Annotated in this window: 18 protein-coding genes; 5 read left to right on the top strand and 13 right to left on the bottom strand. The window is 69.6% G+C overall.

Going from position 1 to position 24,444, the window contains the following annotated elements:
• Positions 1-2: 2 nt before the first annotated feature.
• The gene (gene pepN / locus IF64_RS0113310; RefSeq protein WP_030532408.1) at positions 3-2,564 is read left to right on the top strand and encodes an aminopeptidase N; all 2,562 of its coding nucleotides are present in this window, start codon (positions 3-5) and stop codon (positions 2,562-2,564) included.
• A gap of 82 nt (positions 2,565-2,646) precedes the next feature.
• Here pepN and IF64_RS0113305 read toward each other — a convergent pair whose 3' ends face one another.
• Together IF64_RS0113305 and ctaJ are read right to left on the bottom strand one after the other, a co-directional pair.
• A complete protein-coding gene (locus IF64_RS0113305) occupies positions 2,647-3,144 on the bottom strand; it encodes a DUF5130 family protein (RefSeq protein WP_030532407.1) in 498 nt (165 codons plus the stop codon).
• Positions 3,131-3,352, bottom strand: a complete 222-nt coding sequence (gene ctaJ, locus IF64_RS26575; RefSeq protein WP_084705840.1) for an aa3-type cytochrome oxidase subunit CtaJ — start codon at positions 3,350-3,352, stop codon at positions 3,131-3,133. Before ctaJ ends, IF64_RS0113305 begins: the two co-directional genes overlap by 14 nt.
• 280 nt (positions 3,353-3,632) lie before the next feature.
• Here ctaJ and IF64_RS0113300 point away from each other — a divergent pair, with 280 nt between their 5' ends.
• Positions 3,633-4,016 carry a hypothetical protein gene (locus IF64_RS0113300; protein ID WP_036876563.1) on the top strand — a complete coding sequence of 128 codons (384 nt, stop codon included), beginning with the start codon at positions 3,633-3,635 and terminating at the stop codon, positions 4,014-4,016.
• A 161-nt stretch (positions 4,017-4,177) separates the two neighbouring features.
• On the opposite strand, the gene IF64_RS0113295 is transcribed toward IF64_RS0113300, so the two are convergent.
• A complete protein-coding gene (locus tag IF64_RS0113295) occupies positions 4,178-4,675 on the bottom strand; it encodes an HNH endonuclease (protein ID WP_342779963.1) in 498 nt (165 codons plus the stop codon).
• A gap of 437 nt (positions 4,676-5,112) precedes the next feature.
• On the opposite strand from IF64_RS0113295, the gene IF64_RS0113290 reads away from it, so the two are divergent.
• Entirely contained in the window at positions 5,113-6,090 is a 978-nt protein-coding gene (locus IF64_RS0113290; RefSeq protein WP_030532404.1) for a mechanosensitive ion channel family protein, read from the top strand.
• Positions 6,091-6,194: 104 nt separating this feature from the next.
• A complete protein-coding gene (locus IF64_RS0113285; protein WP_030532403.1) occupies positions 6,195-6,608 on the top strand; it encodes a globin in 414 nt (137 codons plus the stop codon).
• Positions 6,609-6,713: 105 nt separating this feature from the next.
• Here IF64_RS0113285 and IF64_RS0113280 read toward each other — a convergent pair whose 3' ends face one another.
• Positions 6,714-8,108 (bottom strand): LVIVD repeat-containing protein, encoded by a 1,395-nt coding sequence (locus tag IF64_RS0113280; RefSeq protein ID WP_030532402.1) that lies wholly within the window; start codon positions 8,106-8,108, stop codon positions 6,714-6,716.
• Positions 8,109-8,282: 174 nt separating this feature from the next.
• On the opposite strand from IF64_RS0113280, the gene IF64_RS0113275 reads away from it, so the two are divergent.
• Complete coding sequence (locus IF64_RS0113275) at positions 8,283-9,053, top strand: DUF305 domain-containing protein (protein ID WP_030532401.1); 771 nt, start codon at positions 8,283-8,285, stop codon at positions 9,051-9,053.
• A gap of 27 nt (positions 9,054-9,080) precedes the next feature.
• On the opposite strand, the gene IF64_RS0113270 is transcribed toward IF64_RS0113275, so the two are convergent.
• The 9 genes from IF64_RS0113270 to IF64_RS0113230 all read right to left on the bottom strand — a co-directional run bounded on the left by IF64_RS0113270 (position 9,081) and on the right by IF64_RS0113230 (position 24,159).
• Entirely contained in the window at positions 9,081-9,860 is a 780-nt protein-coding gene (locus tag IF64_RS0113270) for a Clp protease N-terminal domain-containing protein (RefSeq protein WP_030532400.1), read from the bottom strand.
• A 54-nt stretch (positions 9,861-9,914) separates the two neighbouring features.
• Positions 9,915-10,262, bottom strand: a complete 348-nt coding sequence (locus IF64_RS26080) for a hypothetical protein (RefSeq protein ID WP_048807721.1) — start codon at positions 10,260-10,262, stop codon at positions 9,915-9,917.
• Between the two features lie 124 nt (positions 10,263-10,386).
• Positions 10,387-11,022 carry a DUF8010 domain-containing protein gene (locus IF64_RS0113260; RefSeq protein WP_030532398.1) on the bottom strand — a complete coding sequence of 212 codons (636 nt, stop codon included), beginning with the start codon at positions 11,020-11,022 and terminating at the stop codon, positions 10,387-10,389.
• Entirely contained in the window at positions 11,015-11,404 is a 390-nt protein-coding gene (locus tag IF64_RS0113255) for an acyl-CoA thioesterase (protein ID WP_051757845.1), read from the bottom strand. Before IF64_RS0113255 ends, IF64_RS0113260 begins: the two co-directional genes overlap by 8 nt.
• A gap of 95 nt (positions 11,405-11,499) precedes the next feature.
• Positions 11,500-16,440 (bottom strand): NAD-glutamate dehydrogenase, encoded by a 4,941-nt coding sequence (locus tag IF64_RS0113250; RefSeq protein WP_030532396.1) that lies wholly within the window; start codon positions 16,438-16,440, stop codon positions 11,500-11,502.
• Between the two features lie 105 nt (positions 16,441-16,545).
• Positions 16,546-19,647, bottom strand: a complete 3,102-nt coding sequence (locus IF64_RS26075) for a hypothetical protein (RefSeq protein WP_051757830.1) — start codon at positions 19,645-19,647, stop codon at positions 16,546-16,548.
• A 159-nt stretch (positions 19,648-19,806) separates the two neighbouring features.
• Positions 19,807-21,483, bottom strand: coding sequence for an energy-dependent translational throttle protein EttA (ettA, locus tag IF64_RS0113240; protein ID WP_030532394.1), 1,677 nt, complete (start codon positions 21,481-21,483; stop codon positions 19,807-19,809).
• A gap of 84 nt (positions 21,484-21,567) precedes the next feature.
• Complete coding sequence (ssb, locus tag IF64_RS0113235; RefSeq protein ID WP_048807717.1) at positions 21,568-22,035, bottom strand: single-stranded DNA-binding protein; 468 nt, start codon at positions 22,033-22,035, stop codon at positions 21,568-21,570.
• Positions 22,036-22,197: 162 nt separating this feature from the next.
• Positions 22,198-24,159 (bottom strand): bifunctional copper resistance protein CopD/cytochrome c oxidase assembly protein, encoded by a 1,962-nt coding sequence (locus IF64_RS0113230; RefSeq protein WP_030532392.1) that lies wholly within the window; start codon positions 24,157-24,159, stop codon positions 22,198-22,200.
• Positions 24,160-24,444: the final 285 nt, after the last annotated feature.

The following is a 24,444-nucleotide window of genomic DNA, read 5'->3' as shown; positions in this document are numbered from 1 at the left end:
CCGTGCCAGCCCCCAACCTGACCCGTGACGACGCCCACCGGCGCGCCGCGCTGCTCGACGTCCAGTCCTACGACATCGTCCTCGACCTGACCGACGGCCACGGCCGTCCCGGCGAGAAGACGTTCGACTCGCAGACGACGATCACCTTCTCGTCCGCGCAGCCCGGCGCGGAGTCCTGGGTGGACATCGTCGCCGAGGACGTGCGGTCCGCGACGCTCAACGGCACGCCGCTGACGGTCGAGGGCTACGTGGAGGACGACGGACTCTCGCTGCCGGACCTGCGCGAGACCAACGAGCTCGTCGTCCAGGCCGACTGCCGCTACATGAACACCGGCGAGGGCCTGCACCGCTTCGTCGACCCGGTGGACGACGCGGTGTACCTGTACACCCAGTTCGAGACGGCCGACGCCAAGCGCATGTTCGCCTGCTTCGACCAGCCGGACCTGAAGGCGACGTACCGGCTCACGGTGATCGCGCCGAAGGACTGGACGGTGGTGTCGAACGCGCTGCCCGAGTCGCAGACCGACACGCCGGAGGGCGCGGTACGTACCGTGTTCGCCGAGTCCGAGCGCATCTCGACCTACCTGGTCGCCCTCGTGGCCGGCCCGTACGCCGAATGGCGCGACGAGTACCGCGACGAACACCGCACCATCCCGCTCGGCATCTACTGCCGCCGGTCGCTGGCCGAGTACATGGACGCCGACCGCCTCTTCACCGAGACGAAGCAGGGTTTCGGCTTCTACCACCGCAACTTCGGCGTGCCGTATCCGTTCTCGAAGTACGACCAGCTGTTCGTGCCGGAGTTCAACGCGGGCGCGATGGAGAACGCCGGTGCCGTGACGTTCCGCGAGGACTACGTGTTCCGCAGCCGCGTCACGCGCTACTCCTACGAGCGCCGCGCCGAGACGCTGCTGCACGAAATGGCGCACATGTGGTTCGGCGACCTGGTGACCATGCGCTGGTGGGACGACCTGTGGCTGAACGAGTCGTTCGCGACGTTCGCCAGCGTGCTCGCCCAGGCCGAGGCCACCGAGTACACCGGCGCGTGGACGAGCTTCGCCAACATCGAGAAGTCGTGGGCCTACCGCCAGGACCAGCTGCCCTCGACCCACCCGATCGCCGCCGACATGGTCGACCTGCAGGCCGTGGAGGTGAACTTCGACGGCATCACCTACGCCAAGGGTGCGAGCGTGCTCAAGCAGCTCGTCGCCTACGTCGGCCAGGACAACTTCCTGTCGGGCCTGAAGGTCTACTTCGACCGGCACGCGTGGGGCAACGCGACGTTGGCCGACCTGCTGGCCGCGCTCGAGGAGGCCTCCGGCCGCGACCTGTCGTGGTGGAGTGCCCAGTGGCTGGAGACCACGGGCCTGAACTCGCTGCGGCCCTCGTTCGAGACCGCCGCCGACGGGACGTTCACCTCGTTCGCGATCCTGCAGGGCGGTGCCAAACCCGGCGACGGCGAGTTGCGCACCCACCGCACGGCGGTCGGCATCTACGACGACGTCGACGGCAAGCTGGTGCGCACCACGCGCGTCGAACTCGACGTCGACGGCGAGCGCACGGAGGTGCCCGAGCTGGTCGGCGCCCACCGCGGCAAGCTGGTGCTGGTCAACGACGACGACCTCACCTACTGCACGATGCGTCTCGACCCCGACTCGCTCGTGACCCTCATCGACCGCATCGGTGACATCACCGATCCGCTCCCCCGCACGCTGTGCTGGTCGGCGGCATGGGAGATGACCCGGGAGGCCGAGCTGAAGGCCCGCGACTTCGTCACGCTCGTGTTGCGGGGCATCGGCGCCGAGACCGAGGTCGGTGTCGTGCAGCGGCTGTTGATGCAGGCACAGACGGCGCTGAACTCCTACGCCGAGCCCACGTGGGCCCGTGAACAGGGCTGGCCCGCGTTCACCGAGCGCGTCCTCCAACTGGCACGCGAGGCCGAGGCGGGCTCGGACCACCAGCTGGCGTTCGCCAACGCGCTGACCGGAGCGATGCTCGACGACGCGACGCTGGACGTGCTGGCGGGCTGGTTCGACGGGTCGGCGCCGCTGGAGGGCCTCGTGGTCGACACCGACCTGCGGTGGCGGCTGCTGCACGCACTCGTCGCCCACGGCAGGGCAGGCGAGCCCGAGATCGCGGCGGAGCAGGAACGCGACGACACGGCCACGGGCCGCCGCCACGCCGAACGTGCCCGGGCGCTGCGGCCCACGACCGAGGCCAAGGCCGAGGCGTGGCAGCGCGCGGTCTACGACGACGAGCTGCCCAACGCCGTCAACGAGGCCATCATCACCGGCTTCGCACACCCGGCCCAGAAGCACCTGCTCGGGGGCTACATCGACACCTACTTCGCCATGCTCGACGAGGTGTGGTCCCGCCGTTCCAGCGAACGCGCACAGCCGACCGTCGTCGGCCTGTTCCCGTCGTGGTCGGTGACCGACGAGTGCGTGGCCGCGGCGGACGCCTGGCTCGAGGGCGAGCACTCGCCCGCCCTGCACAGGCTGGTCTCCGAAGGCAGGGCCGGTGTCGTGCGGGCCTTGGCCGCCCGCCAGTTCGACGAGAGCTGAGCCCGGCAGCACACATACGAGCGCCCTGGCACCGACGAGCTCGTCGGTGCCAGGGCGCTCGTATCCGAACCGCGCTGGACGGTCAGTGTGTGGGAGCGGTGCCTGCCTGATCGGCCAACATGCGCAGACCACCGACCAGACCGCCGGTGAGGTCGCCTTCCTTGAACGAGGCGGCCATGCTCATCACGGCGAGTTTCGCGGCACGGTCGGGAACCCGCTGCGTCGCGTTCGCGCCGGTCACGATCTCCACGACCCGTTCCCCCGGCGACACGGCGATCAGCACGGTGTCGTCGCCGTGCTCACCGAGCTTGTCGTGCAGACCTTCGGCACCGGCGCGGCTGTCCTCACCGAGCGGGCCGAGGTAGATGCTGAACTCGATGCCGGTCTCCCGGCTCGACAGGGCCAGCGCCTCGTCGATCCGGCTCAGCTGCTGCGTCGTGAATGGGCCTTTCGGAGCAGCGGGTACGTACTCCTGGGCCCGCGAGATGCGGCCGCTTTCCGTAACCGCCGCGCCCCAGGGCAGGTCGGCCGGGTCGACGGTCTCGGCGTGATCGTCGTGGACCAGTTCACCAGTTGCCACGGGCACCTCCTCGGTCCGTCGAAGGCCGGCCGGACGCACCGGCGCTGACCGGGTTGGCACTCCACCACATCGCCGGGTGTTCCCACTCCTGCCCCGGGCGATACCGTGGCCGGCCTGCGAAGGAAGAACGCAGGGTCACCACGGTGAAAACGCCGCAGATGGCGAGCGGGATCCCCGCGAAGACCAGGATCGTCTCGAGGATGCTCACGGCCGCAGGGTATCCGACCTACCCCGTACCGGTGTCACCTGCCGCCTATTCCATCACCGCTCGTCGCATTTCAACCGCCGTCCGCCGCTTGACGGACCGCGGATGGCACGCCCGGCCGAAGGCGTGTTCGCAGACGGTTGCAGCTCGACGTACACCCGGACTCACCCGTCGCGTCGTCCTTGTAACCCTCCCACCGGGCTCGTACGTTTTTCACACGTACGGGTTCTTGTGCCCCGAGCTTTCATTCCCGCTGACTTTCCGCCGGTTACAGGAGGACCACATGCTTCACGTGCTGAGCCCCGCCGAGACGAGCAACAACGCCACCACGTTCGACATCGCCCGCCCCGCCGAGCTCGGAACACGTGTCACGCGCGGTACTCGCGTCACCTGCGGCACCCGGGTGACCATGGGTACGCGCGTCACCCGCGGTACACGGGTCACCCGCGGCACGCGTGTCACGATGGGCACCCGTGTCACCCGCGGAACGCGAGTCACGTCCGGCACCCGCGTCACCATGGGGACTCGCGTCACCCGTGGCACCCGGGTCACGGCAGGTACCCGCGTGACCATGGGTACGCGAGTCACGCGCGGCACCCGGGTCACCCGCGGCACGCGCGTGACCATGGGTACGCGCGTCACCCGCGGTACCCGCGTCACCGCCTGACGCCCACCGGGTCGACGCCACCGAGCGACAACGGCACCGAGCGACAACCGGCCCGCATCCGCGTGGACGCTCACAGCGTCCACGCGGATGCGGGCCGGTGTGCGTGGAACGGCCGGGTTCCCCGTGAGATCTCGGCCGACCTTCCCGTGGGCGGATCGCCGTCAGGCGGCGGGCGCTCCCAGGTACCGGTTCCACAGTGGGTCGGTCTCCTTCGCGTGCGCCAGCAACCGCCAGTGCGGTCCGTGCGGGGCACGCGGAACGATCCGCAGCGACCACCCGATCTCCGACAGGAGCTTGTCGGCCTTGCGGTGGTTGCACTTCGCGCAGCAGGCGACGCAGTTCTCCCAGGAATGCTCGCCGCCCCGACTGCGGGGAAGCACGTGGTCGATCGTCTCGGCACGCCCTCCGCAGTAGGCGCACCGGAACCGGTCACGGTGCATCAACCCGGCTCGCGTCAACGGAACCTGCGCGCGATAAGGTACGCGGACGTACGTGCTCAGCCTGATCACCGACGGCACGTCGACCGTCATGGTCGCGGCGTGCAGGGTGAGCCCGGACGGGTCCTCGTGCACGACCTCCGCCTTGCCGCAGACGAGCAGCACGATCGCGCGGCGCAGGGGCAGCGCGGTGAGGGGCTCGAACGTCGCGTTGAGCAACAGCACGCGTCGTTTGCCCCATCCAGGGCCCGACGAACCGGAGCCGGCCTCGCGGGAACGCCACGGGCCGTGTGACCGCGTGACCCGACCGCTGCGTGGCGGTCCGGTCGGCTGCGGCCCGTTGAGGGCCGTTCCACCGCGGTTCGCGCCGGATCCCGGCGCACACAGCATCACCTCCGACGCCGACCCGGCCGGCTGCCGGGTACGAGCGCCGTGAGGGCTCGGTTGTCGGTCTGGCACGCGACCACCTCCACCGGTGCTGCCCTAGTCGACCACACATCGGCCCGGAAACGCACGTGTGTTAGCGCACGTGTCGATTGCCAGTACCGTGGCTGTGGAACACGACGTGGTCAACATGCCTTACCGGCGCCGCGACCGGGCCGGCTAAGTGGGCGGCGTCACACTCTCGGGTCGCGATCACGAAAGGAGTCGTTCGCCAAGTGAACCAGCTGCTCAGCGAGCCACCGTCCTGTATTCAGGAGGAAGGCACCTGGTGCCAGCAGATCTGGCAGCTCACGGGGAACGAATGGCTCGCCGGTTCGGCGAACTGGCTGATCGCCAAGCCACTCACCATCCTGTTGATCGCCGTCGTGGCGTTCTTCGTCCGCCTCGCCATCCGGAAGCTGATCGACCGGACGACCCGCGCCCCCGAGGACGGGGACACGAAGAAGACCCCGGCACTGCTCAAACCGCTGCGGGAGAAGGCACCCGAGCTCGTCGGGCCCGCGGTGATCGAACGCCGCAGGCAGCGGGCCAAGACGATCGGATCGGTGCTGAAGTCGATCACCACCGTGGTCGTCTACTCGATCGCGGTCGTGCTGATCCTCGGCGAGCTCGGCATCAACCTGGCGCCGATCATCGCCTCGGCCGGCATCGTCGGTGTCGCGGTCGGTTTCGGTGCGCAGAACCTCGTCCGCGACTTCCTGTCCGGCATCTTCATGATGTTGGAGGACCAGTACGGCGTGGGCGACGTCGTCGACGTCGGCGAGGCGACCGGCACGGTCGAGGCCGTCGGACTGCGCATCACCACGCTGCGCGACCTCAACGGCACCGTCTGGTACGTCCGCAACGGCGAGGTGCTGCGCGTCGGCAACTTCAGTCAGGGTTTCGCGGTCGGTGTCGTCGACATCCCGGTGTCCTACGACGCGGACCTCACACGCGCCACCGCACTGCTGAGCGAAGTGGTCGCCGACTCCGCCGAACGCGAGGACCTGGCCGCCGACATCCTCGAACCGCCGTCGGTCCTCGGCGTCGAGAGCGTGACCCCGGAAGCGGTGCACCTGCGCCTGACCGTGAAGGTCCGCCCGGGCAGGCAGTGGGCGGTGCAACGGGCGCTGCGGGCCGACGCCATGGCCGCGTTCGAACGCGCCGGATTCCAGCCACCGCTCAAGCGTCTGTTCCCCGGCAACAACGCATAGTCGAAACCGCGCCCGCCGACCTCGCGGGACGACGCGGGCGGGCACAATGGACCAGGGCCGCGGCGGTGCACACGCCATGGTCCGAGTCGGAAAGGTGACCGGAGATGTCTCAGGTGTCGGAGACGGGCGGCGAGCCCGTCGACCCGCACACGTTCTACAGCGCGGTCGGCGGCGAGGAGACCTTCCGCAAGCTGGTCGCCCGCTTCTACGCGGAGGTCGCCGAGGACGAGGTCCTGCGGCCGTTGTACCCGGAGGAGGATCTGGGCCCTGCCGAGGACCGGCTGCGGCTGTTCCTCATGCAGTACTGGGGCGGCCCGCACACCTACTCCGATCAACGCGGCCATCCCCGCCTGCGGATGCGGCACGCTCCCTACAAGATCGGCCCGATCGAGCGGGACGCGTGGCTGCGGGCGATGCAGATCGCGGTGGACGAGAGCGGCATCGCCGAGCCGTACCGCACCCAGCTGTGGGACTACCTCGAGATGGCGGCCCAGTCGATGATGAACAGCTGGGTCTGAGCCTGCTCGAACACGGGCAAGGACGTACGACAAGGGCGCTGTGGTCACGTGACCACAGCGCCCTTGTCCGTGTTCAGCGCTGTCGAGCGCCCCTCGAAGACCCGATCAGTAGGTCGGCTGGGTCTGCGGGTTGAACTCGTCGAACCTCACCGACTTGGCCGGTGCCGTACGCGGGTCCTTGACCTCGAGCACGTCGAGGCCCTTCTGGATGTCGGACGAGTAGATGTGGCCGTTGTAGTAGTACGCGGACCACGCACCTCCCGTGATGTTCTCCTCCTCCGACAGCGGACCGCGTTCGAAGAAGCCGATCTCCTCCGGGTTGGCGGCGTCGGTGAAGTCCCACACCGACACTCCGCCCTGGTACCAGGCCTGCACCATGATGTCGCGGCCCTTGACCGGGATCAGCGATCCGTTGTGCGCCACGCAGTTCTCGGTATCGGCCTGGTTGCGCGGGATCTTGTAGTAGCTGCGGAACTCGAGCGAGCCGTCCTCGCCGAGGTCGTAGATACCGTTGGCACCACGCTCGGGACCGAACTTGTCGTTGCACGTGGCCAGGCCGCCACCACCGAGCTCGTCGGTGAACACGACCTTGGTGCCGTCGTTGTTGAACGTGGCCGAGTGCCAGAACGCGAAGTTCTCGTTGTCCTGCACCCGCTCGGTCACCTTCGGATCGGCGGGGTCGGAGAGGTCGAACAGCACGCCGTCACCCATGCAGGCGCCGGCCATGATGTTCTTCTCCGGGAACGCCGTCAGGTCGTGGCAGCCGGTCGTCTCGGAACGCTCGGTGCCGTCCGGGTTCTCCCCACCGGGGTTGCCGCCGTCGGGGAACACGACGGGCGTGGCGATGACCTTCGCGTCCTCCGGCGAGTCGACCGGCACGTCGACGATCGAGATCTTGTCGTGCGGCGGCTGGCAGTGCGGCAGGTCCGGGGCAGGGCCGTACGACGAGACGTACACCTTCACCGAGTCACCGTCGGGCAGCATCGTGTGGGTGTGCGACCCGCAGTCGGTGCGCACGGCCGCCACGTACTCCGGCGCCGTGACGTCGCTGATGTCGAAGACCTGGATGCCCTCCCACGCGTTCGGGTCGGAACCCTCCGCGGGCTCGCTGGTGCACGAGTCGTTCGTCCGCGGGTAGTCCGTCGACATGAACAGCAGGTCGCCGTGCACCGACACGTCGTTCTGCCCGCCCGGGCAGGACACCTGACTGACGATGCGCGGCTTCTTCGGCTTGCTGATGTCGTAGATCGTGAAGCCGTTGTAGTTGCCGACGATGGCGTTGTCCCCGGTGAACGCGATGTCGGTGCCGTACGCGTCCTCGTTGTCGAACGGCGGCTGCTTCGGCACGTTGGCCAGCTGCCGCATGTTGTCGCTGTGGACGACCTCGTCGACGCCCGGAATCTCGTCCTGCGCGGCTGCGGAGGGGGTCACCACACCCGCAACCACCACGGCAGCCCCCGCCGCGAGCGCGCCCCAGCGGCGCCATCGCGTCCTTCGCATCCTGGCTCCTTCCCCGTTTTCCGGCGAAGCGACCATTCTTCCTCCCACGAAAGTGGGGAAACTAGCTACGAACGGATGGTTTCCGCGAAAATCGATGCTGCGCACAGTGGCACGTGGTACAAGTCGCCGGTTCGTCCGGTTGACGGCCGTGGCCCGGCACGGTTCGCTACCTCCATGCTCAGGCGTTCATCCACCGCAGTAGCCGTCCTCGCAGCCGTGTGCTGCCTCTCGCTGGCCGCGTGCACCGGCGAGGACGGGGACAACGGCGGTGGCAACGGGGCCGGGTCGAACGGTCCCGACGTGATCGTCCCCGGCTCGCCGGGTGAGCAGGCCTCGACGGTGCCGGCCGACGAAGCCGCGAAGAACGCCGGGGAGCCGGATCGCTCCGACAAGCCGAACGACGCCGACGTCGAGTACGTCCAGATGATGATTCCGCACCACCGCCAGGCCATCGTCATGACCGACCTGGTCGAGGGGCGCGCGAAGAACGACGCCGTGAAACGCATCGCGGGGCGTATCGACGCCGCACAGGACGCCGAGATCACGATGATGACGACGTGGTTGAAGGACTTCGGCCAGGAGGTGCCCGCCGACGACGAGGGCGGGCGCGGCGACCATGACGAACACGGTGATCACGATGCGCACGGCGATCACGGTGGACATGGTGACCACGGTGGACATGGTGAACACGGCGGGCACGATCACGCAGACATGCCGGGCATGGCCACGCCCGAGCAACTCCGCGAACTCCGCGCCGCGAAGGGCACCGAGTTCGACCGCATGTTCCTGACCCTCATGATCACGCACCACGAGGGCGCACTGACGATGGCCGAGAAGGAACTCGCGAACGGGGTCGAGGCGCGGGCCATCACGATGGCCCAGGACGTGATGACGAGCCAGACCAACGAGATCGCCCACATGAAGCGGATCCGCAACAACCTCTGACCGTGCCCGGAACGCGCGCGAGAGTGCTCAGTCGGTCGCGGTCCCGCCGACGATCTGACGCAACGTCGCGTCGACGAACTCCTCGACACGTCCCTTGTCGACCCCGACGCCGGTGAGCACGCCGGCCCCGTTCTCGTTCTCGAGCAGGGCCAACAGCATGTGTTCGGTACCGATGTAGTTGTGACCGAGGCGCAGCGCCTCCCGGTAGGTCAGTTCGAGCGCCTTCTTGGCCTCCACCGAGAACGGGGCCAGACCGGCCGCCTCCGATTCATCGGCACCGGATTCAGCGCCGCCGGATTCAGCGCCGGTTTCGCCGGGTGATGCGGGCAGCGCCGCCGTCGCCGACTCCCGCACGGCCTGCTCGGTGACGCCTTGGTCCGCCAGCGCCTTGACCGCGAGCCCCTCCGGCTCGCTCAGCAGACCGAGGACGAGGTGGGCCGGCGTCACGGTGGCGTGGGCGTGTTCGCGGGCGAGGTCTCCGGCCGCGACGACGGCGTTGCGGGCGCGCGGGGTGAACCGGGAGAAGCCCTCCTCGGGATTCATCGGCTCGTCGGCCTTGGTGACGAAGCGCTTCTGCACGGCCTGCTTACTGACCCCCATGCTGGCGCCGATGTCGGTCCACGACGCCCCGGACCGGCGCGCCTGGTCGACGAAGTGGCCGATGAGGTGATCGGCGATCTCGCCGAGGTGCTGCCCGGCGAGGACCGCGTCGGAGAGTTGTTCGAGGACGTCGCTGTGGGCCGCCTTGATGGCGTTGATCAGGTCGCCGAGCTTCACGGGAAAGGTGGTGGAACGGATGTCAGCCATGCGTCAACCATAGGTTGACCCACCTTTCGGCGTCAACCTGGGGTTGACGATTTGTCAGACTCCTCCGACATCGCCGAGATCGAACTCGTCCCCGACGCCGGTGGCGTCGCCGCCGTCGGGATCGTCGCCGGAGGCGCGGGACTGGTGATAGGCCTGGGCGCCCGACCATCCGGCGAGCCCACCCATGGCCACGAAGGGTGCGGCGCGTCCGACGGCTCCCGCGGCACGCTGGAAGTGGGACGCGGGTTCGTACTGCTGAACCTCCGCGTCGGCAGGCGGTTCGACCGGCCCGCGGTCCACCCGCCAGGGCGTCTCCTCCGCGCGCACCTCGGCCAGGAACTCGGCCGTGGGATCGGCCGGTTCGGGCTCGGAATCCCTCGCGGGGCGCGTGTCGTCACTCATGAGCTCACGATCGCACCCCGCCGCCGCTCCGGCCACCGATTCGCACGGTTTCGTGCGGGCAGCCGCGCCCGCGGCGCAGCTCCCGGCAGCGCGGCGGAACAGCAACACGGCAACAGCAGCGTGTCTAGAACAGCAGGGGCAACAGGGCGTGCCGACGGCGCACCACGGCGCCGTACCGCGCATCCAGGCGCATCCACGCATCGGTGGCCGTCACGCGTACCACGTCACCCTCCACCGACGAGTCGACGAACCCCATGCCGGACATCGCGAACAGGCATCGCATGGGCACCTCGATCTCGGTGTCGCTGCCGGAGACGGTCAGCACCGTCTGGTCCATCAACGACGCCGGCGGTGTCCCCTGCGGGCCGACGTTCTCCCTCGCGACGGTGACTCCGCGGTCGGCGAGCTCGGCCACGACGGCGGCGGGCAGCGTGTCCACGGCCCGCCATCCGGCCGCCGTCGGCAGTTCGGAACGCCACATCAGGTCCCTGGCCGGGCCGGGGTCCATACGTTCGGCGGGGGTCACGGTCAGGGCGGCCAGCAGTTCGGAACCGGAGACCGTCACGTCACCCGGCTCCACCTCGCCTTCCACCGCCCTGGTGACCAGCACCTCGAACGGAGTGCCGGCCCACGCCTCGACGACGCCGGCCCTGCGCATCCGCAACCGCACGAAAGCCTGTGCGTCGAGCCGCACGGCCCGCGCGATGAACGCAGCGAGGGATTCCCGATCCGCCGGATCGGGGATGCGCAGTTCAGCCACCGGCCGCCTCCGGGATGTGCGCGAGGAGGAACGCGCGCTCCTCGTCACCGAGCCTGCGCGGGCGGGCCGCGCCGAGGTCGTACGGCGCGAGCATCGTCCACGCCGTCACCGCGACCGAGTCCTCTTCGGACGGTCCGTCGTGGACTCGGTACGCGAGGGTGAAGGACGCGGACCTCAACTGCGTCATCGTGATCCCCACGCGCAGTTCACGTCCGTCCACGACGATCGGGCGCCGGTAGTCCACGCCGAGGCGCACCACCACCGTGCCCTTGGCGAACTCACCGAGCCCCTTGGCGGTGGCGTCGTCGAACAGCAGCGGAACCCGCGCCTCCTCGAGCAGCGTCACCATGCGCGCGTGGTTGATGTGCCCGAACGCGTCCATGTCCGACCACCGCGGCCGGACCCGTGTCACGTACTCGGCGTCGTAGGTCCCGCGCTCCCCGATGCTGCCCACTCCTTCGGTCGAGGCGTTCCCGCTCATCGGACGGTGCTCCGGATCTGGCGCGCGGCCACTGACAACGTGGCCAGGTCGATCCGGCCCGACCGCGAGATCTCGTCGAGGGTGACCCGCGCCCTGGCCAGCCGGGAGGCATTGGCCTGCTCCCACTTGGCGATCTTGTCCTCGACCGCGTCGCCGGGATCGCTGTGGCGCAGGGCATCCAGCGTGATGGCGCGGAGCGAACCGTAGAGGTCGTCCCGCAACGCCAACCGGGCCAGCGCGTGCCACCGGTTGTCCCGCTCGAGCTCGTTGACCGACGAGAGCATGTGGTCGAAGCCGAGATGGTCGGACAGCGCGAAGTACAGGTCCGCGACATCGACGGGCGAACCGTCTCCGTCCCGGTCGGCCAGTTCGGCGACCTCGGTGATGTCCAGCAGTGCGTAGCTGAGCAGCAGTTCACTCACCCGCACGGCGAGATCGTGCGGCACCCCCGCCTCGGTGAGACGGCCCGCCTCGCTCCGCACGCGCTCGGCCTCCTGACCGCGCACGAGCTTGCCGAGCTCGCCGGCCAGCGCCCGCACCGGCTGTCCGAACCGGCTGATCTCGGCGCCCACCGCCAACGGCTGCGGCCGGTTGGTCAGGAACCAGCGGGACGCCCGGTCGAGAACCCGGCGTGTCTCCAGCATCATCTCGTCGGCGACGTCGGTCGGCACGACGTTGTCCAGCGCCGCGATGGACTGCCACAGCTCGGCCAGTCCGTAGACGTTGGTGACCACGGCGAACGCCCGCACCGCGTCGGTGGCCGTGGCGTTCAGTTCCTCGGCGAGACGGAACGCGTAGGTGATCCCCGCACCGTCGACCACCTCGTTGATCAGCCACGTCGTGGTGATCTGCCGCAGCAGCGGGTGCGTGTCGATCGCGGAGCCGTACTGCTGCCGCAACGGCGTCGGGAAGTACTCGGCGGCCCTGCGACTGAACACCTCGGCGTCCGGCAGCTCGCTGGCCAGGATCTCGTCCTTGAGGTCGAGCTTGACGTGCGCCAGCAGGGTCGCCAGTTCGGGCGAGGTCAGCCCCAGGCCCGCCTTCTCCATCTCACCGAACTCGGCATCGCCCGGCAGCGCCTCGAGCTCGCGGTCGAGCGCACCCTTCGCCTCGAGCGCGGACACGAGCCTGCGGTGCACCGACACCATCGCCTCGGTATGGTGACGCGCCACACCGAGCACGCCGTTCTGCGTGTAGTTGTCGCGCAACACGAGCTCGCCGACCTCGTCGGTCATCAGCTCGAGCAGCTCGTTGCGCCCGGCCGTGTCGAGCTGTCCCGTCTCGACGAGCTTGTCGAGACCGATCTTGATGTTGACCTCGTGGTCGGAGCAGTCGACACCGGCCGAGTTGTCGAGCGCGTCGGTGTTGACCTTGCCGCCGTGCCGCGCGAACTCGATCCGCCCGCGCTGGGTGAGGCCGAGGTTGCCGCCCTCGCCCACCACCTTGGCGCGCAGTTGGCTGCCGTTGACGCGGACGGCGTCGTTGGCCTTGTCGCCTGCGTCGGCGTGCCGTTCGTCGGAGGCCTTCACGTACGTACCGATGCCGCCGTTCCACAACAGGTCGACCGGCGCCTGGAGGATGGCGTGGACGAGTTCGGCGGGCGACATGCTCTCCACGCCGGCGGGCAGACCGAGTGCCTGCGCCACCTGCGGGGTGATCGGGATCGTCTTGGCGCTGCGCGGGTAGATCCCGCCGCCCTCGCTGATCAGGGACCGGTCGTAGTCGTCCCACGACGACCGCGGCAGCTCGAACAGCCGCTTGCGCTCGGTGAACGACGTGGCCGCGTCCGGGTTCGGGTCGAGGAAGACGTGCAGGTGGTTGAAGGCGGCGACGAGCCGGATGTGTTCGGACAGCAACATTCCGTTGCCGAACACGTCACCGGCCATGTCCCCGATGCCGACCACCGTGAAGTCCTGGCTCTGCGTGTCCACACCGAGCTCGCGGAAGTGGCGTTTGACGCTCTCCCACGCACCCTTCGCGGTGATGCCCATGGCCTTGTGGTCGTAGCCGACCGAACCGCCAGAGGCGAAGGCGTCGCCGAGCCAGAAGCCGTAGCTGCGCGCCACGTCGTTGGCGATGTCGGAGAAGGTCGCGGTGCCCTTGTCGGCGGCGACCACCAGGTAGTTGTCGTCGCCGTCGTAGCGCACCACGTCCCGCGCGGGCACCGTCACGCCGTCGACGAGGTTGTCGGTGAGGTCGAGCAGGCCGGAGATGAACATGCGATAGCACGCGATGCCCTCGGCCTGGTGCGCCTCGCGGTCCATCGCGGGGTCGCCGGTCGGTGCGGGCGGACGCTTGACGACGAACCCGCCCTTCGCGCCCACCGGCACGATCACCGCGTTCTTCACCGCCTGCGCCTTGACCAGGCCGAGCACCTCGGTGCGGAAGTCCTCCCTGCGGTCCGACCAGCGCAGACCACCACGGGCGACGGCACCGAACCGCAGGTGCACACCTTCGACCCGCGGCGAGCAGACGAAGATCTCGTACGCGGGCCGCGGTTCGGGCAGGTCCGGGATCTGCTGCGGATCGAGCTTGAACGCCAGGTAGGGACGCGGCGCTCCGTCGGCGTCGGTGACGCGGTAGTTGGTGCGCAGGGTCGCGACGATGGCGGCCAGCAACCTGCGCAGGATGCGGTCCTGGTCCAGGCTCGTGACGTCGTCGATGAGGGTGTTGATCTCGGCGATCCACTCTGCCGAGCGTCCCTCCCGGTCGGAGTCGTCGGCACCGAACCGCGTCTCGAACAGCCGCACCAGCGCCGTGGCGATGTCGGTGTGCGCGAGCACGGTCGTCTCGATGTACTCCTGCGAGTAGGGAGAACCCGCCTGCCGCAGGTAGCGCGCGTACGCCCGCAGAATGGACACCTGACGCCAGTCGAGACCGGCCCGCAGGACCAGCGCGTTGAACCCGTCGACCTCGGTGAGACCGCGCCACTCCGCCGCGAACGCGTCCTGGAACCGCACCTGCAGGTCGTCCTCGGCATCGACCGCGGCCAGCACGTCCGGGTCGATGCGCAGCCCGAAGTCATAGATCCACAACCGGGCGCCGTCCTCGCCGGTCAGTTCGTACGGCCGCTCGTCGACCACCTCGACGCCCATGCGCTGCAGCAACGGGAGCATCGTCGACAACGTGACACCGTCACCCTGGGTGTAGAGCTTGAACCGGCGCTCCCCCGGCGCTGCATCCTCGGGCAGATAGAACGACATACGCACGTCGTCGCGGCCGTCGAGCGATTCGAGCATGCGCAGGTCGCGCAGCGCCGAGACGGCGTCGAAGTCCTCCTTGTACGCCTCGGGGAAGACCGTGGCGTATCGCTGCGCCTGTTCGGTGGCCGACTCCTCGCCCGCGAACGTGACGGCCTTGCCGTCGTCGGCGCGTTCCCGCCGCTCGGCCAGGATCGCCTCGACCATCAGGTCGTCCCAGCTGCGCATCGCCTCGGAGAGACGTTCCTGGATGCGCAGGGTGTCTGGTTCGACGGTGGCGCCCGGCTCGGTGTGCACCGTGAAGTGCACCTGCGCGAGCTGCGTCTCCCCCAGCCTGGTGGCGTACTCGAGGTGCGTGCCGTCGAGCTCGTCGAGCAGCACCTGCTGCATCGCGAGGCGGGAGCGCGTCGTGTACCGGTCGCGCGGCAGGAACACCAGGCACGAGTAGAAACGCCCGTACGAGTCACGCCGCAGGAACAGCCGCAGCCTGCGCCGGTCGGCGAGGGTGATCGCACCGGTGGCGGTGGCGTACAGCGAGTCCGGGTCGGCGGAGAAGAGGTCGGCCCGCGGCCAGTTCTGCAGCACCTCGAGCATGCGCTGGCCCGAGTACGACTGCATCGGGAAGCCCGCGCGGTGGATGACCTCACGCACGCGCCGTTCGACGACGGGGATGTCGAGCACGTCCTCGTGCAGGGCGGTCGTGGTGAACATGCCGAGGAACCGGTGTTCGCCGGTGACGTTGCCGTCGGCGTCGAACGTCTTCACCCCGACGTAGTACGGGTAGATCGGACGGTGCACTGTGGACGGTGCGCCCGCCTGGGTGAGCACGAGCAGTTCGGGTTTCAGCGCCTGCGCCGCCGAGTCGGGCCCGGCGGTGAGGTTGCGGGCGGCGAGGCTGTCCTGGCGCAGGACGCCGAGCCCGGAGGCGAGGACCGCACGCAGGGCGGGCCGGCCGTCGTCCTCGATGACCTCGTAGTGGCGGTAGCCGAGGAAGGTGAGGTGACCGTCGGCGAGCCAGCGCAGCAGCTGCGCGCCGTCCCGCACCTCCCGCTGGTCCAGCGGGGGCGGGTCGGCCTCGAGTTCGTCGGCGAGCGCACGGGCCGCGGCCTCCATGCGGTCGGTGTCCTCGACAACCTCACGCACGTCCTCGAGCACCGCGAGCAGCCGCTGCTGCAACTCGCGCGCGCGGTCGGCGTCGGTGATCAGGTCGATCTCGAAGTACATCCACGATTCGATCGTCGCGCTCGCCGGCGGCAAGGCGACGTCGGCGCCGGGGTGCACCTCCTGCAGCGTGCCGGACACGTCGCGGGTGACCATGACGATCGGGTGGACAACGCGCTGCACCTGCACGCCGCCGCGGGACAGCTCGGCGACCACGGAGTCGACGAGGTACGGCATGTCGTCGGTGACGACCTGGATGACGGTGGACTCGCTCGACCACCCGTCCTCGGCGGTGGTCGGGTTGAACAGGCGCAGGGCGGGGCGTCCCGGTACCCGGTTGCGCGCGAGTTCGAGGTGGGAACGCACCGCGCCGACGAGGTCGCCGGGGTCCTCACCGACGATCTCCTCGGCGGGGATCAGCCGGTAGTACACACCGATGAGGTCGGCGATGTCGGGTGCCTGTGCCGCGGCCGTGTCGACGAGGTCGTCGCGGAGTTGTTCAGGGCTGCGCCGGTTCGGCGTATGGCCTGTCTCGTTCCGCCCGTTGGCGGGGACGTGAACACCGGTCGAGCTCATGTCGGACAACGCAACTCTCCACTCTGGCGATGGCACCGCATCGTGCCTTCTGACGTCGCCACTGTATCGGTGCGCCGCGGGCGTGGTGTGCGGATGGCCCGGCCGCTACCGATCGTTGTGCGAGCCGCCGAAACCGCGACCGTTGGCGCTGCCGTTCCGACGGCTTCCGTTCATCCCGCCGACGCCCGAGTGCGGGCTCCGCTCGTCGCCCGATGCGGTGCCGGCCAGTGCCGAGGCGCCGGAGGCGGCGTGGTGTTCGGCGAGCGCACGGGCGAGCAGTTCGGCGAGTCCGGCGTCCTCGGGCGGTTCCTCGGCGGGGAGCTCGTAGGCCGGTTCGGACGCGAAGTCGTACGTGGGCAGCTCGCGCGAGGGCAGGTCCCTGCCGTGCACGGTGACGGGTTCGTCGCTGCCCGGCTGATAGCGGGCCGGCTCGGTGCCGGGTGCCGGCTGTCCGAACGTGTCGGTGCCGCCCGGGGCGTCGGGGCTCGCTCCCCCGGTTCCGCCTGGCGTGACGGCATCGGACGTCTCCGGCTGCGCGGCCGTGTCGCTTCCCGCGGCGGTTCCGTCGTGGGTGCGCGCGTGGGTTCCCTCGCCGATTCCGTCCGAGGGTGCGGTGTCGTCGGTGAACGCGGTGTCGTCGGCGAACGGGGCGAGGGGCAGGAGCGGCGGCGGCAGTTTCAACCGCGGCAACCACGTGTCGTTCTGCGAACCGCCCTGGGTGTCGGGCTCAGTGTCGGGCTGGGTGCCGTCCTGAGCGCCGATCTGGTTGCCGTCGCTCGCGTCGCCGGACGCAGTCTCCTGGCTTGCGTCGGTGTCTGTACGGGCGTCGGTGTCTGTGTGGCCGGGAGCTCCGCCGTCGAGGGCGCTGTCGATCGAGGAGGTGCCGCGGTCGTCGCGGCCGGCGGTCGGGCCGTCGTCCGTGATCGCGGGAAGGATCGCGGTCGACTCCGGCGTGGGCTCTGGGGTGGGCTCTGGCGTCGACTCTGGGGTGGGCTCTGGAGTCGGTTCCGGGGTCGACGCCGTCGCGGCCGCGAGGATCGGCTCGACGCTGGCACCCGCCGTGCCGGAGTCGAGTACCTCCGCCCTGGTCGAGTCGGTGAATGACGGTTCGTTCGAGTCCGCGTCACGGCCGGAGCCGTGCGTCTCGTCCGATGTCGAGTGCGCGCCCTCCGTTTCGGCGGTGGCACGCCTGCGGCCCCCGCCCGACGGCGAGATGCCGAGACGGTCGAGGACCGATCGTGCGGTGACGGAACCATGTTCGCTGTCGTGCCGGCGACGACGGCGCGGCTCCGACGAGGCCTGTCGGTCCCGCTCCGGTTCCGTGCCGTTCGCGGCCGCTGCGGACGTCGGCGCCTCATGGGTGGACTCGGCGGCCTGGGTGGACTCGGCTGCCGGCGTCTCCATGCCCGGGACCTGCGGTGCCGGGGTCTGCGGTGCCGGGGTCAGCGGTGCCGTGTTCGGTCCGGCCGTGCTCGCCTCGACGGTGTTCGATGCGCCCGTGTTCGATACCGCCGTGTTCGACGCGCCCGTGTTCGACGCCGCCGTGTTCGCTGCCGCAGGGTCCGCGGTGGGCTCCGGCGCGGCTGCCGCCTCCGGCACCTCGGTGTTCGGCGTCGAGTCCGGCTCCGGCGCGGCGTGGTGGCCGTTGACCGGGGTTTTCGTGGCCGGGGTGCTTGTAGCGGCGGTCTTCGTGACGTCGAAGCCGTTCGTGTGCTCGACGCCGTCGGCCGAGCGCTCCGTGTCCGCGTGGGCGTTCGAGGCCGTGCTGTCGAACGCAGGGATTGCGGGCATGACGGCGGTCGCTTCCGCGGCCGACTCGGGAGGCGCACTGCCCCGCGACGACTCCCCGTGGCCGTTGACCGCCGGTTGGTCACCGGAGCGACCGCCGGCGGCAGGCTGGCCAGCGGACACGGCGTGGCCGTTGGCTGCCGTCGCGGTCGACGGCGCCTCGGCGGCGGGCTGCGCGGAGGGGGCATCGGACGCGGCGGTCGACTGCGCCGGCATGTCCTGCCGAGCAGCCGACGTCGACGCGGGCCGTGCCGACGTGACGATCTCGGCGAGGTCCACGGGCGCCTGTTCGCCGGAGCCGAACTCGCCGTGCAGCACCGCACGCGCCTGACTGCGCGCCCGTGCGTAGCGCTGCTCGGCGGCACGCGCGTTGTGCAGGCAGGTCACGGCCTCGGACGGGTTGCCGATGTGCTCTTCGACGTTGGCCAGTTCCAGCCACATGCGCGCCGACAGCGCGTCGAGGTCGTGCCGCCCGACGCTGTAGAGCGCGTCGCGCAGCATCGTCGCCGCCGACTCGGCGGAACCGTTGCGCAGCAACACCCGGGTGGCCAGCGCGGTCCGCAACCACGCGGCCGGTGCGACCGAGGCGGCGCGCTCGGGTTGGTCCAGCAACGGCTGGGCGGCCTCGAGCGCGAGCTCGCCGTCGCCCCGGTCGAGCAGCGAGCAGACGAGTTCGAGCACCAACCGGATGCGGGCCAACCCGCCGTCCGTCGCGGGGTCGGTCATCTTGTCGAGAAGCCCGATGCCGGTGCGGGCGGCGTCGGCCGCGCCCATGACGTCACCGTGCCTGCGCCGATGCCCGGACACGGCGAGCCGGATCAGAGCCCGCGTCACCAGCCGCTCGTCGTCATCGAGGGAACTGTCGGCCGCGACCAGGCGATCACCTTCGAGCAGCACCCGGTCGAGTTCGGCCTTGCGCCCGAGCGTTCCGAGGCAGCCCACGAGGTGACACAACGCCGTCGCACGCTGAGCGGTGGACAACCCGCCCACGGTGAGCACGGGCCGCAGGATCGCCAGCCCGGTCAGCGGAGCGCCGACGCTGCGTGCGCAGACCGCGAGGTCGGTACGCACCCGAGCCGCGACGACCGGCAGACCGGCGTCCTCGGCAGCACGCAGCGCCGTGACGGCCCTGCCCACGGTGGAGGCCCGATGACCCAGTCGCACTCGCGCGTGGACGACCGTGGCCTCGGCCCGCACCCACAGGCTGTTGGCCCCCGCGGACTCGGCGAGCGAGGCCGCGCGCTCGGCCAGGACCACGGACAGTTCGGGGGCCCGCAGTTCCATGGCGTCCGCCCGGTCGAGCAGGCGCTCGACGGCCCGCAGGTCCCCCGCACTGCTCGCGCCGCGGAACCCACCATGAGGCACCGCCGTATCGCGGCCGATGACCGCGTTCGTGCTGGCCGACTCAGTGGCAACCACGGGAACTCCGCTCTGTGAAGGCTTCACATTCCTGCAGACGGGCGTGCCAGCGAGCCGGCGACCGGAGCGTCACCGTCCGTCGCCGGACACGTGCCCCCGGCCACCCGCTCGCGAGTCACCGACCATATCCAATGCGTCACTCGCGGCTGGCCCGGGTGATCAGTCCCTGGTGAGCTTCCGGTGCGTCACCCGGTGCGGCCGCGCCGCGTCCGGGCCCAAGCGCTCGACCTTGTTCTTCTCGTAGCCCTCGAAGTTGCCTTCGAACCAGAACCACTTGGCCGGGTTCTCCTCGTCGCCCTCCCAGGCGAGGATGTGGGTCGCCACGCGGTCCAGGAACCAGCGGTCGTGGGAGATGACCACCGCGCACCCGGGGAACTGCTCGAGCGCGTTCTCGAGCGAACCGAGCGTCTCGACGTCGAGGTCGTTGGTCGGTTCGTCGAGCAGCAGCAGGTTGCCGCCCTGCTTGAGCGTCAACGCGAGGTTGAGCCGGTTGCGCTCACCGCCGGACAGGACACCGGCCGGCTTCTGCTGGTCGGGCCCCTTGAAGCCGAAGGCGCTCACGTAGGCACGCGAGGGCATCTCGACCTGGCCGACGTTGATGTAGTCGAGCCCGTCGGACACGACCTGCCACACCGTCTTGTCCGGGTCGATACCGGCCCGCGTCTGATCCACATAGGACAGCTTCACGGTGTCGCCGATCTTCACGTTGCCCTCGTCGGGGTTCTCCAGCCCGACGATCGTCTTGAACAACGTGGTCTTACCGACACCGTTGGGGCCGATCACGCCGACGATGCCGTTGCGCGGCAGCGTGAACGACAGGTCGTCGATGAGCAGACGGCCGTCGAAGCCCTTCTTCAGGTGCTCGACCTCGACCACCGTGTTGCCCAGCCGCGGACCGGGCGGGATCTGGATCTCCTCGAAGTCGAGCTTCTTGTTCTTCTCGGCTTCCTCGGCCATCTGCTCGTAGCGCTCGAGACGGGACCGCGATTTCGTCTGGCGGGCCTTGGCGTTGGAGCGCACCCACTCGAGCTCGGACTTGAGGCGCTTGGCGAGCTTGGCGTCCTTCTTGCCCTGGACCTCGAGGCGCTCCCGCTTCTTCTCGAGGTAGGTCGAGTAGTTGCCCTCGTAGCCCTCGACCCGGCCCCGGTCGAGCTCCATGATCCACTCGGCGACGTTGTCCAGGAAGTACCTGTCGTGCGTCACGGCGAGCACGGCGCCCGGGTAGCTGGCCAGGAACTGCTCGAGCCACAGGACACTCTCGGCGTCCAGGTGGTTGGTGGGCTCGTCGAGCAGCAGCAGGTCGGGCTTCGACAGCAGCAGCTTGCACAGGGCGACGCGGCGGCGCTCGCCACCGGACAGGTGCGTCACGGGCTCGTCGCCCGGCGGGCAGCGCAGGGCGTCCATCGCCTGTTCGAGCTGCGAGTCGAGCTCCCAGGCGTCGGCGTGGTCGAGCTCCTCCTGCAGCTTGCCCATCTCGGCCATCAGCTCGTCGGTGTAGTCGGTCGCCAGCTGCTCGGCGATCTCGTTGAACCGGTCGAGCTTGACCTTGATCTCGCCGAGGCCCTCCTCCACGTTGCCGCGGACGGTCTTCTCCTCGTTGAGCGGCGGCTCCTGCTGGAGAATGCCCACGCTCGCGCCCGGCTGGATGAACGCCTCGCCGTTGCTGGGCTGGTCGAGTCCCGCCATGATCTTCAGGACGGTCGACTTGCCCGCACCGTTCGGGCCCACGACGCCGATCTTCGCGCCGGGGAAGAACGCGGTGCTGACATCGTCGAGAATCACCTTGTCCCCGACGGTCTTGCGCACCTTCTTCATGGTGTAGATGAACTCGGCCATACAGCGATCGTAGAGCCGTGCCACGAGTCGACTGACGGTGGCCACCGTCCGCACGCGTGACCCGCCGTGCAAGAAGACCCCTCATCACGCCACCGCCGCGGGTTCCGACGGCAGCCCGCGCGCAGCCGGACCGCCCTGACCAGGCGAGGAGCTCGTGGCCGACGTCGAGTCGAACACGGTCTTCACATCGCGCGCCCCGCGTTCGACGGTCGTGGTGCACCAGGCCAGGTTCGGGCCGACCGCCTGCGCCTCGAGCTCGGTGACGCTGCGGGAGCGGCCGTCGGTGACGAACTCGTTCGTGTGGAGTCTGCCCGTCACCACGACGGGATCGCCCTTCGACAGCGACGTCGCGACGTTGTCGGCGAGCCGCCGCCAGCACGACACACGTACGGCCAGCGAGCGGCCGTTGCGCCATTCGCCGGCGTCCTTGTCGTAGCGCCGTTCGTTGCTGCGCAGCCAGAAGCCGACGACCCTGCCGCTGTGGGTGTCCCGGTCGGCGAGCTCGCTCGAGACGTTGCCGACCACGGTCACCACGGTTTCGCCGATCGCCATGTCGTTTCCCTTTCTCGCTCGGGTTCGGTGCTCGATGGCTTCCACCGTGCACCGCGAGAAGGGTCGTGAGCGGCCGCGTCCGAAATCTGTGGACGCCGAAGGGCGGTGTGGATGATCCGGCCGTCCGCGGGCTTCGCACGAACGTTCTGTCGGACCCCTGTGCTACTCGGTCCGTTTCCCTTCCGAGAGCTGTTTCAGCATCGCGTTGTAGGCCGCCAGCTCCTGGTCGTTGGTGGCGTCCTCACGCCGGTCCCGGCGCCGTGCCTCGCGGTCGTCCGCCCGTGCCCACTGGATCAGCAGCGCGATCATCACGATGACCACCGGGATCTCGCCGGTCGCCCACGCGATGCCACCTCCGGTGCGCTGGTCGATGAGGAGGTTGTCCACCCAGGGCAGGTCGAGTCCCCGATAGAACGGCTCTCCGATCACGGTCTGCATGTTCATCAACGTCACGCCGAAGAACGCGTGGAACGGCATCGAGGCGAACACCATGCCGAGTTTCGCCAGGTGCGGCAGCTTCCGCGGCGAGGGATCGATGCCGATCACCGGCCAGTAGAAGACGTACCCGGCCAACAGGAAGTGGGCGTTCATCGCCAGATGGGCCCAGTGGTAGTTGAGCGCCGCGTCGAACAACCCCGAGTAGTAGAGGCCGTAGAACGATCCGACGAACAGCGCCGTGGCGACCACCGGGTTGGTCAGCACGCGCGTCACCGGTGAGTGGACGAACGCGAGCAGCCACTCGCGCGGGCCGGGAGGTGCGTTCCTGCCCGCGGTCGGCAACGCCCGCAGCGCCAGGGTGACCGGCCCGCCGAGGACGAGCAGGACCGGCACACCCATCGACAGGAACATGTGGCCGACCATGTGGACGCTGAACATCGACGGCGAGTACCGCCCGAATCCGGACGACGTCGCCAGCAGCAGCATGGCGCAGCCCAGCACCCAGGCCCAGGTGCGGCCGACGGGCCAGGCGTCACCACGGCGGCGAAGCCTGCGCACGCCCACCAGGTACAGGACGGCGAGCACGATCGCCGCCGTGCCGTAGACGAGGTCGAACCGCCATGCGGTGAGCAACCGCCAGAACGTCGGCTCGCCGGTGAGGTCGTAGCCGAGGAGCAGCTCGGTGCGGGACGGCTGGGCGGCGATCTCGGCCGGTGGCGGCGTCCTGGCCAACGCCGCGGCGAGGCCGATCGTGACCAGCATGATCAGCATCTCGACGCCGGCGAGCCTGATGAGTTGCCCACCGCCTGCACCGTCGCGCAGGTCCGCGATGCTGCGACGGCGCTGCTGGTGTCCGAAAACCCCGAGCACGGCCAGCGCCACGATCTTCGCGAGGACGAGCAGTCCGTAGTCCGTGGTCAGCAGGTCCCCCGGGGCGACCCGGACCAGTGCGTTGACCACGCCCGAGACCGCCATGACGATCCAGGCGACGAGCGCGACCTTCGAGAACCGCGTCGCCGCGAGCGTGAGGTGCGCGCCGCGCCTGCGCCCGTGTGCGAGCAGCGCGATGAGCCCTCCGACCCACAGTGCGGCGCCGATGAGGTGGTACAGCAGGCTGTTGGTGGCCACGTCGTGGGAGCCACCGCTGGCGGAATGGCCGGTCACGGCGACGGGGACGAGACCGGCGACCGCCACGAAGAACAGGGTCGCGGTCCACCCCCACGACAGCACGAGCCTGCATCCGAGCGCGAGCAGCAACGCGACGAAGGCCGTGATCAGCCAGGCTTTCGGCTGTTCGATGGCGCCGACGAAATTGAGGAACCTGTCGGGGTCCAGCAGTTCGGTGACCGGCCTGCCCGCGCCGTCCGCGGCCACGAAGAACACCGAGGTCAACGCGAACACGAACCAGGCCCAGGCCGCGTACCCGGCGGTGCGGACGGCGGCATAACCGTCGACGGCAAGCGTGCCCGAGGACTGCGGCGGCACGAGGAATGCGGCGAGCAGCAGCGATCCGATGCACACGGCGGAGGCGATGTCGGAGGCGACCCGCACGACGGTGATGCCGTACGTCGTGACGGGGCCGGGGTCGGACACGCCTGCGACGGCGCTGATGCCGCCGGTCAGTGCGATCAGGCCGACCGCGACGACGACACCGAGCAGTGCGCCGACGGCCAGCAGGGGTGCGATGCCCGCCCGGCGCGCGACGCGCACGTCAGGCTCGGAGTCGGCTGCGGTGGACACGTCTACGAGGGTAGGGGTGCCGCCTCTGCCGATCCTCGCCGGTCAGGCGGGACGCGGGCCACGCCACAGCTGCGGGCGTGCGCCCGCCTACCAGTTTCCGACGGCCGCCACAAGCGGTTTCCGAGAAATGTGGACAACCGGCGCAGTTTCGCGGCGCCCTGAGCACATTCCCTTAACCCGAACGAGTTGCCTATGGCGAGTTGTCCACAGAATCAGATTTTCCCGGTGACA

Origin of the sequence: Prauserella rugosa, from assembly GCF_000719975.1 — a bacterium.
Lineage (GTDB): Bacteria > Actinomycetota > Actinomycetes > Mycobacteriales > Pseudonocardiaceae > Prauserella > Prauserella rugosa.
The sequence above is the reverse complement of the archived record's forward strand: the minus strand, read 5'-3'. Positions and strand labels throughout refer to the sequence as shown.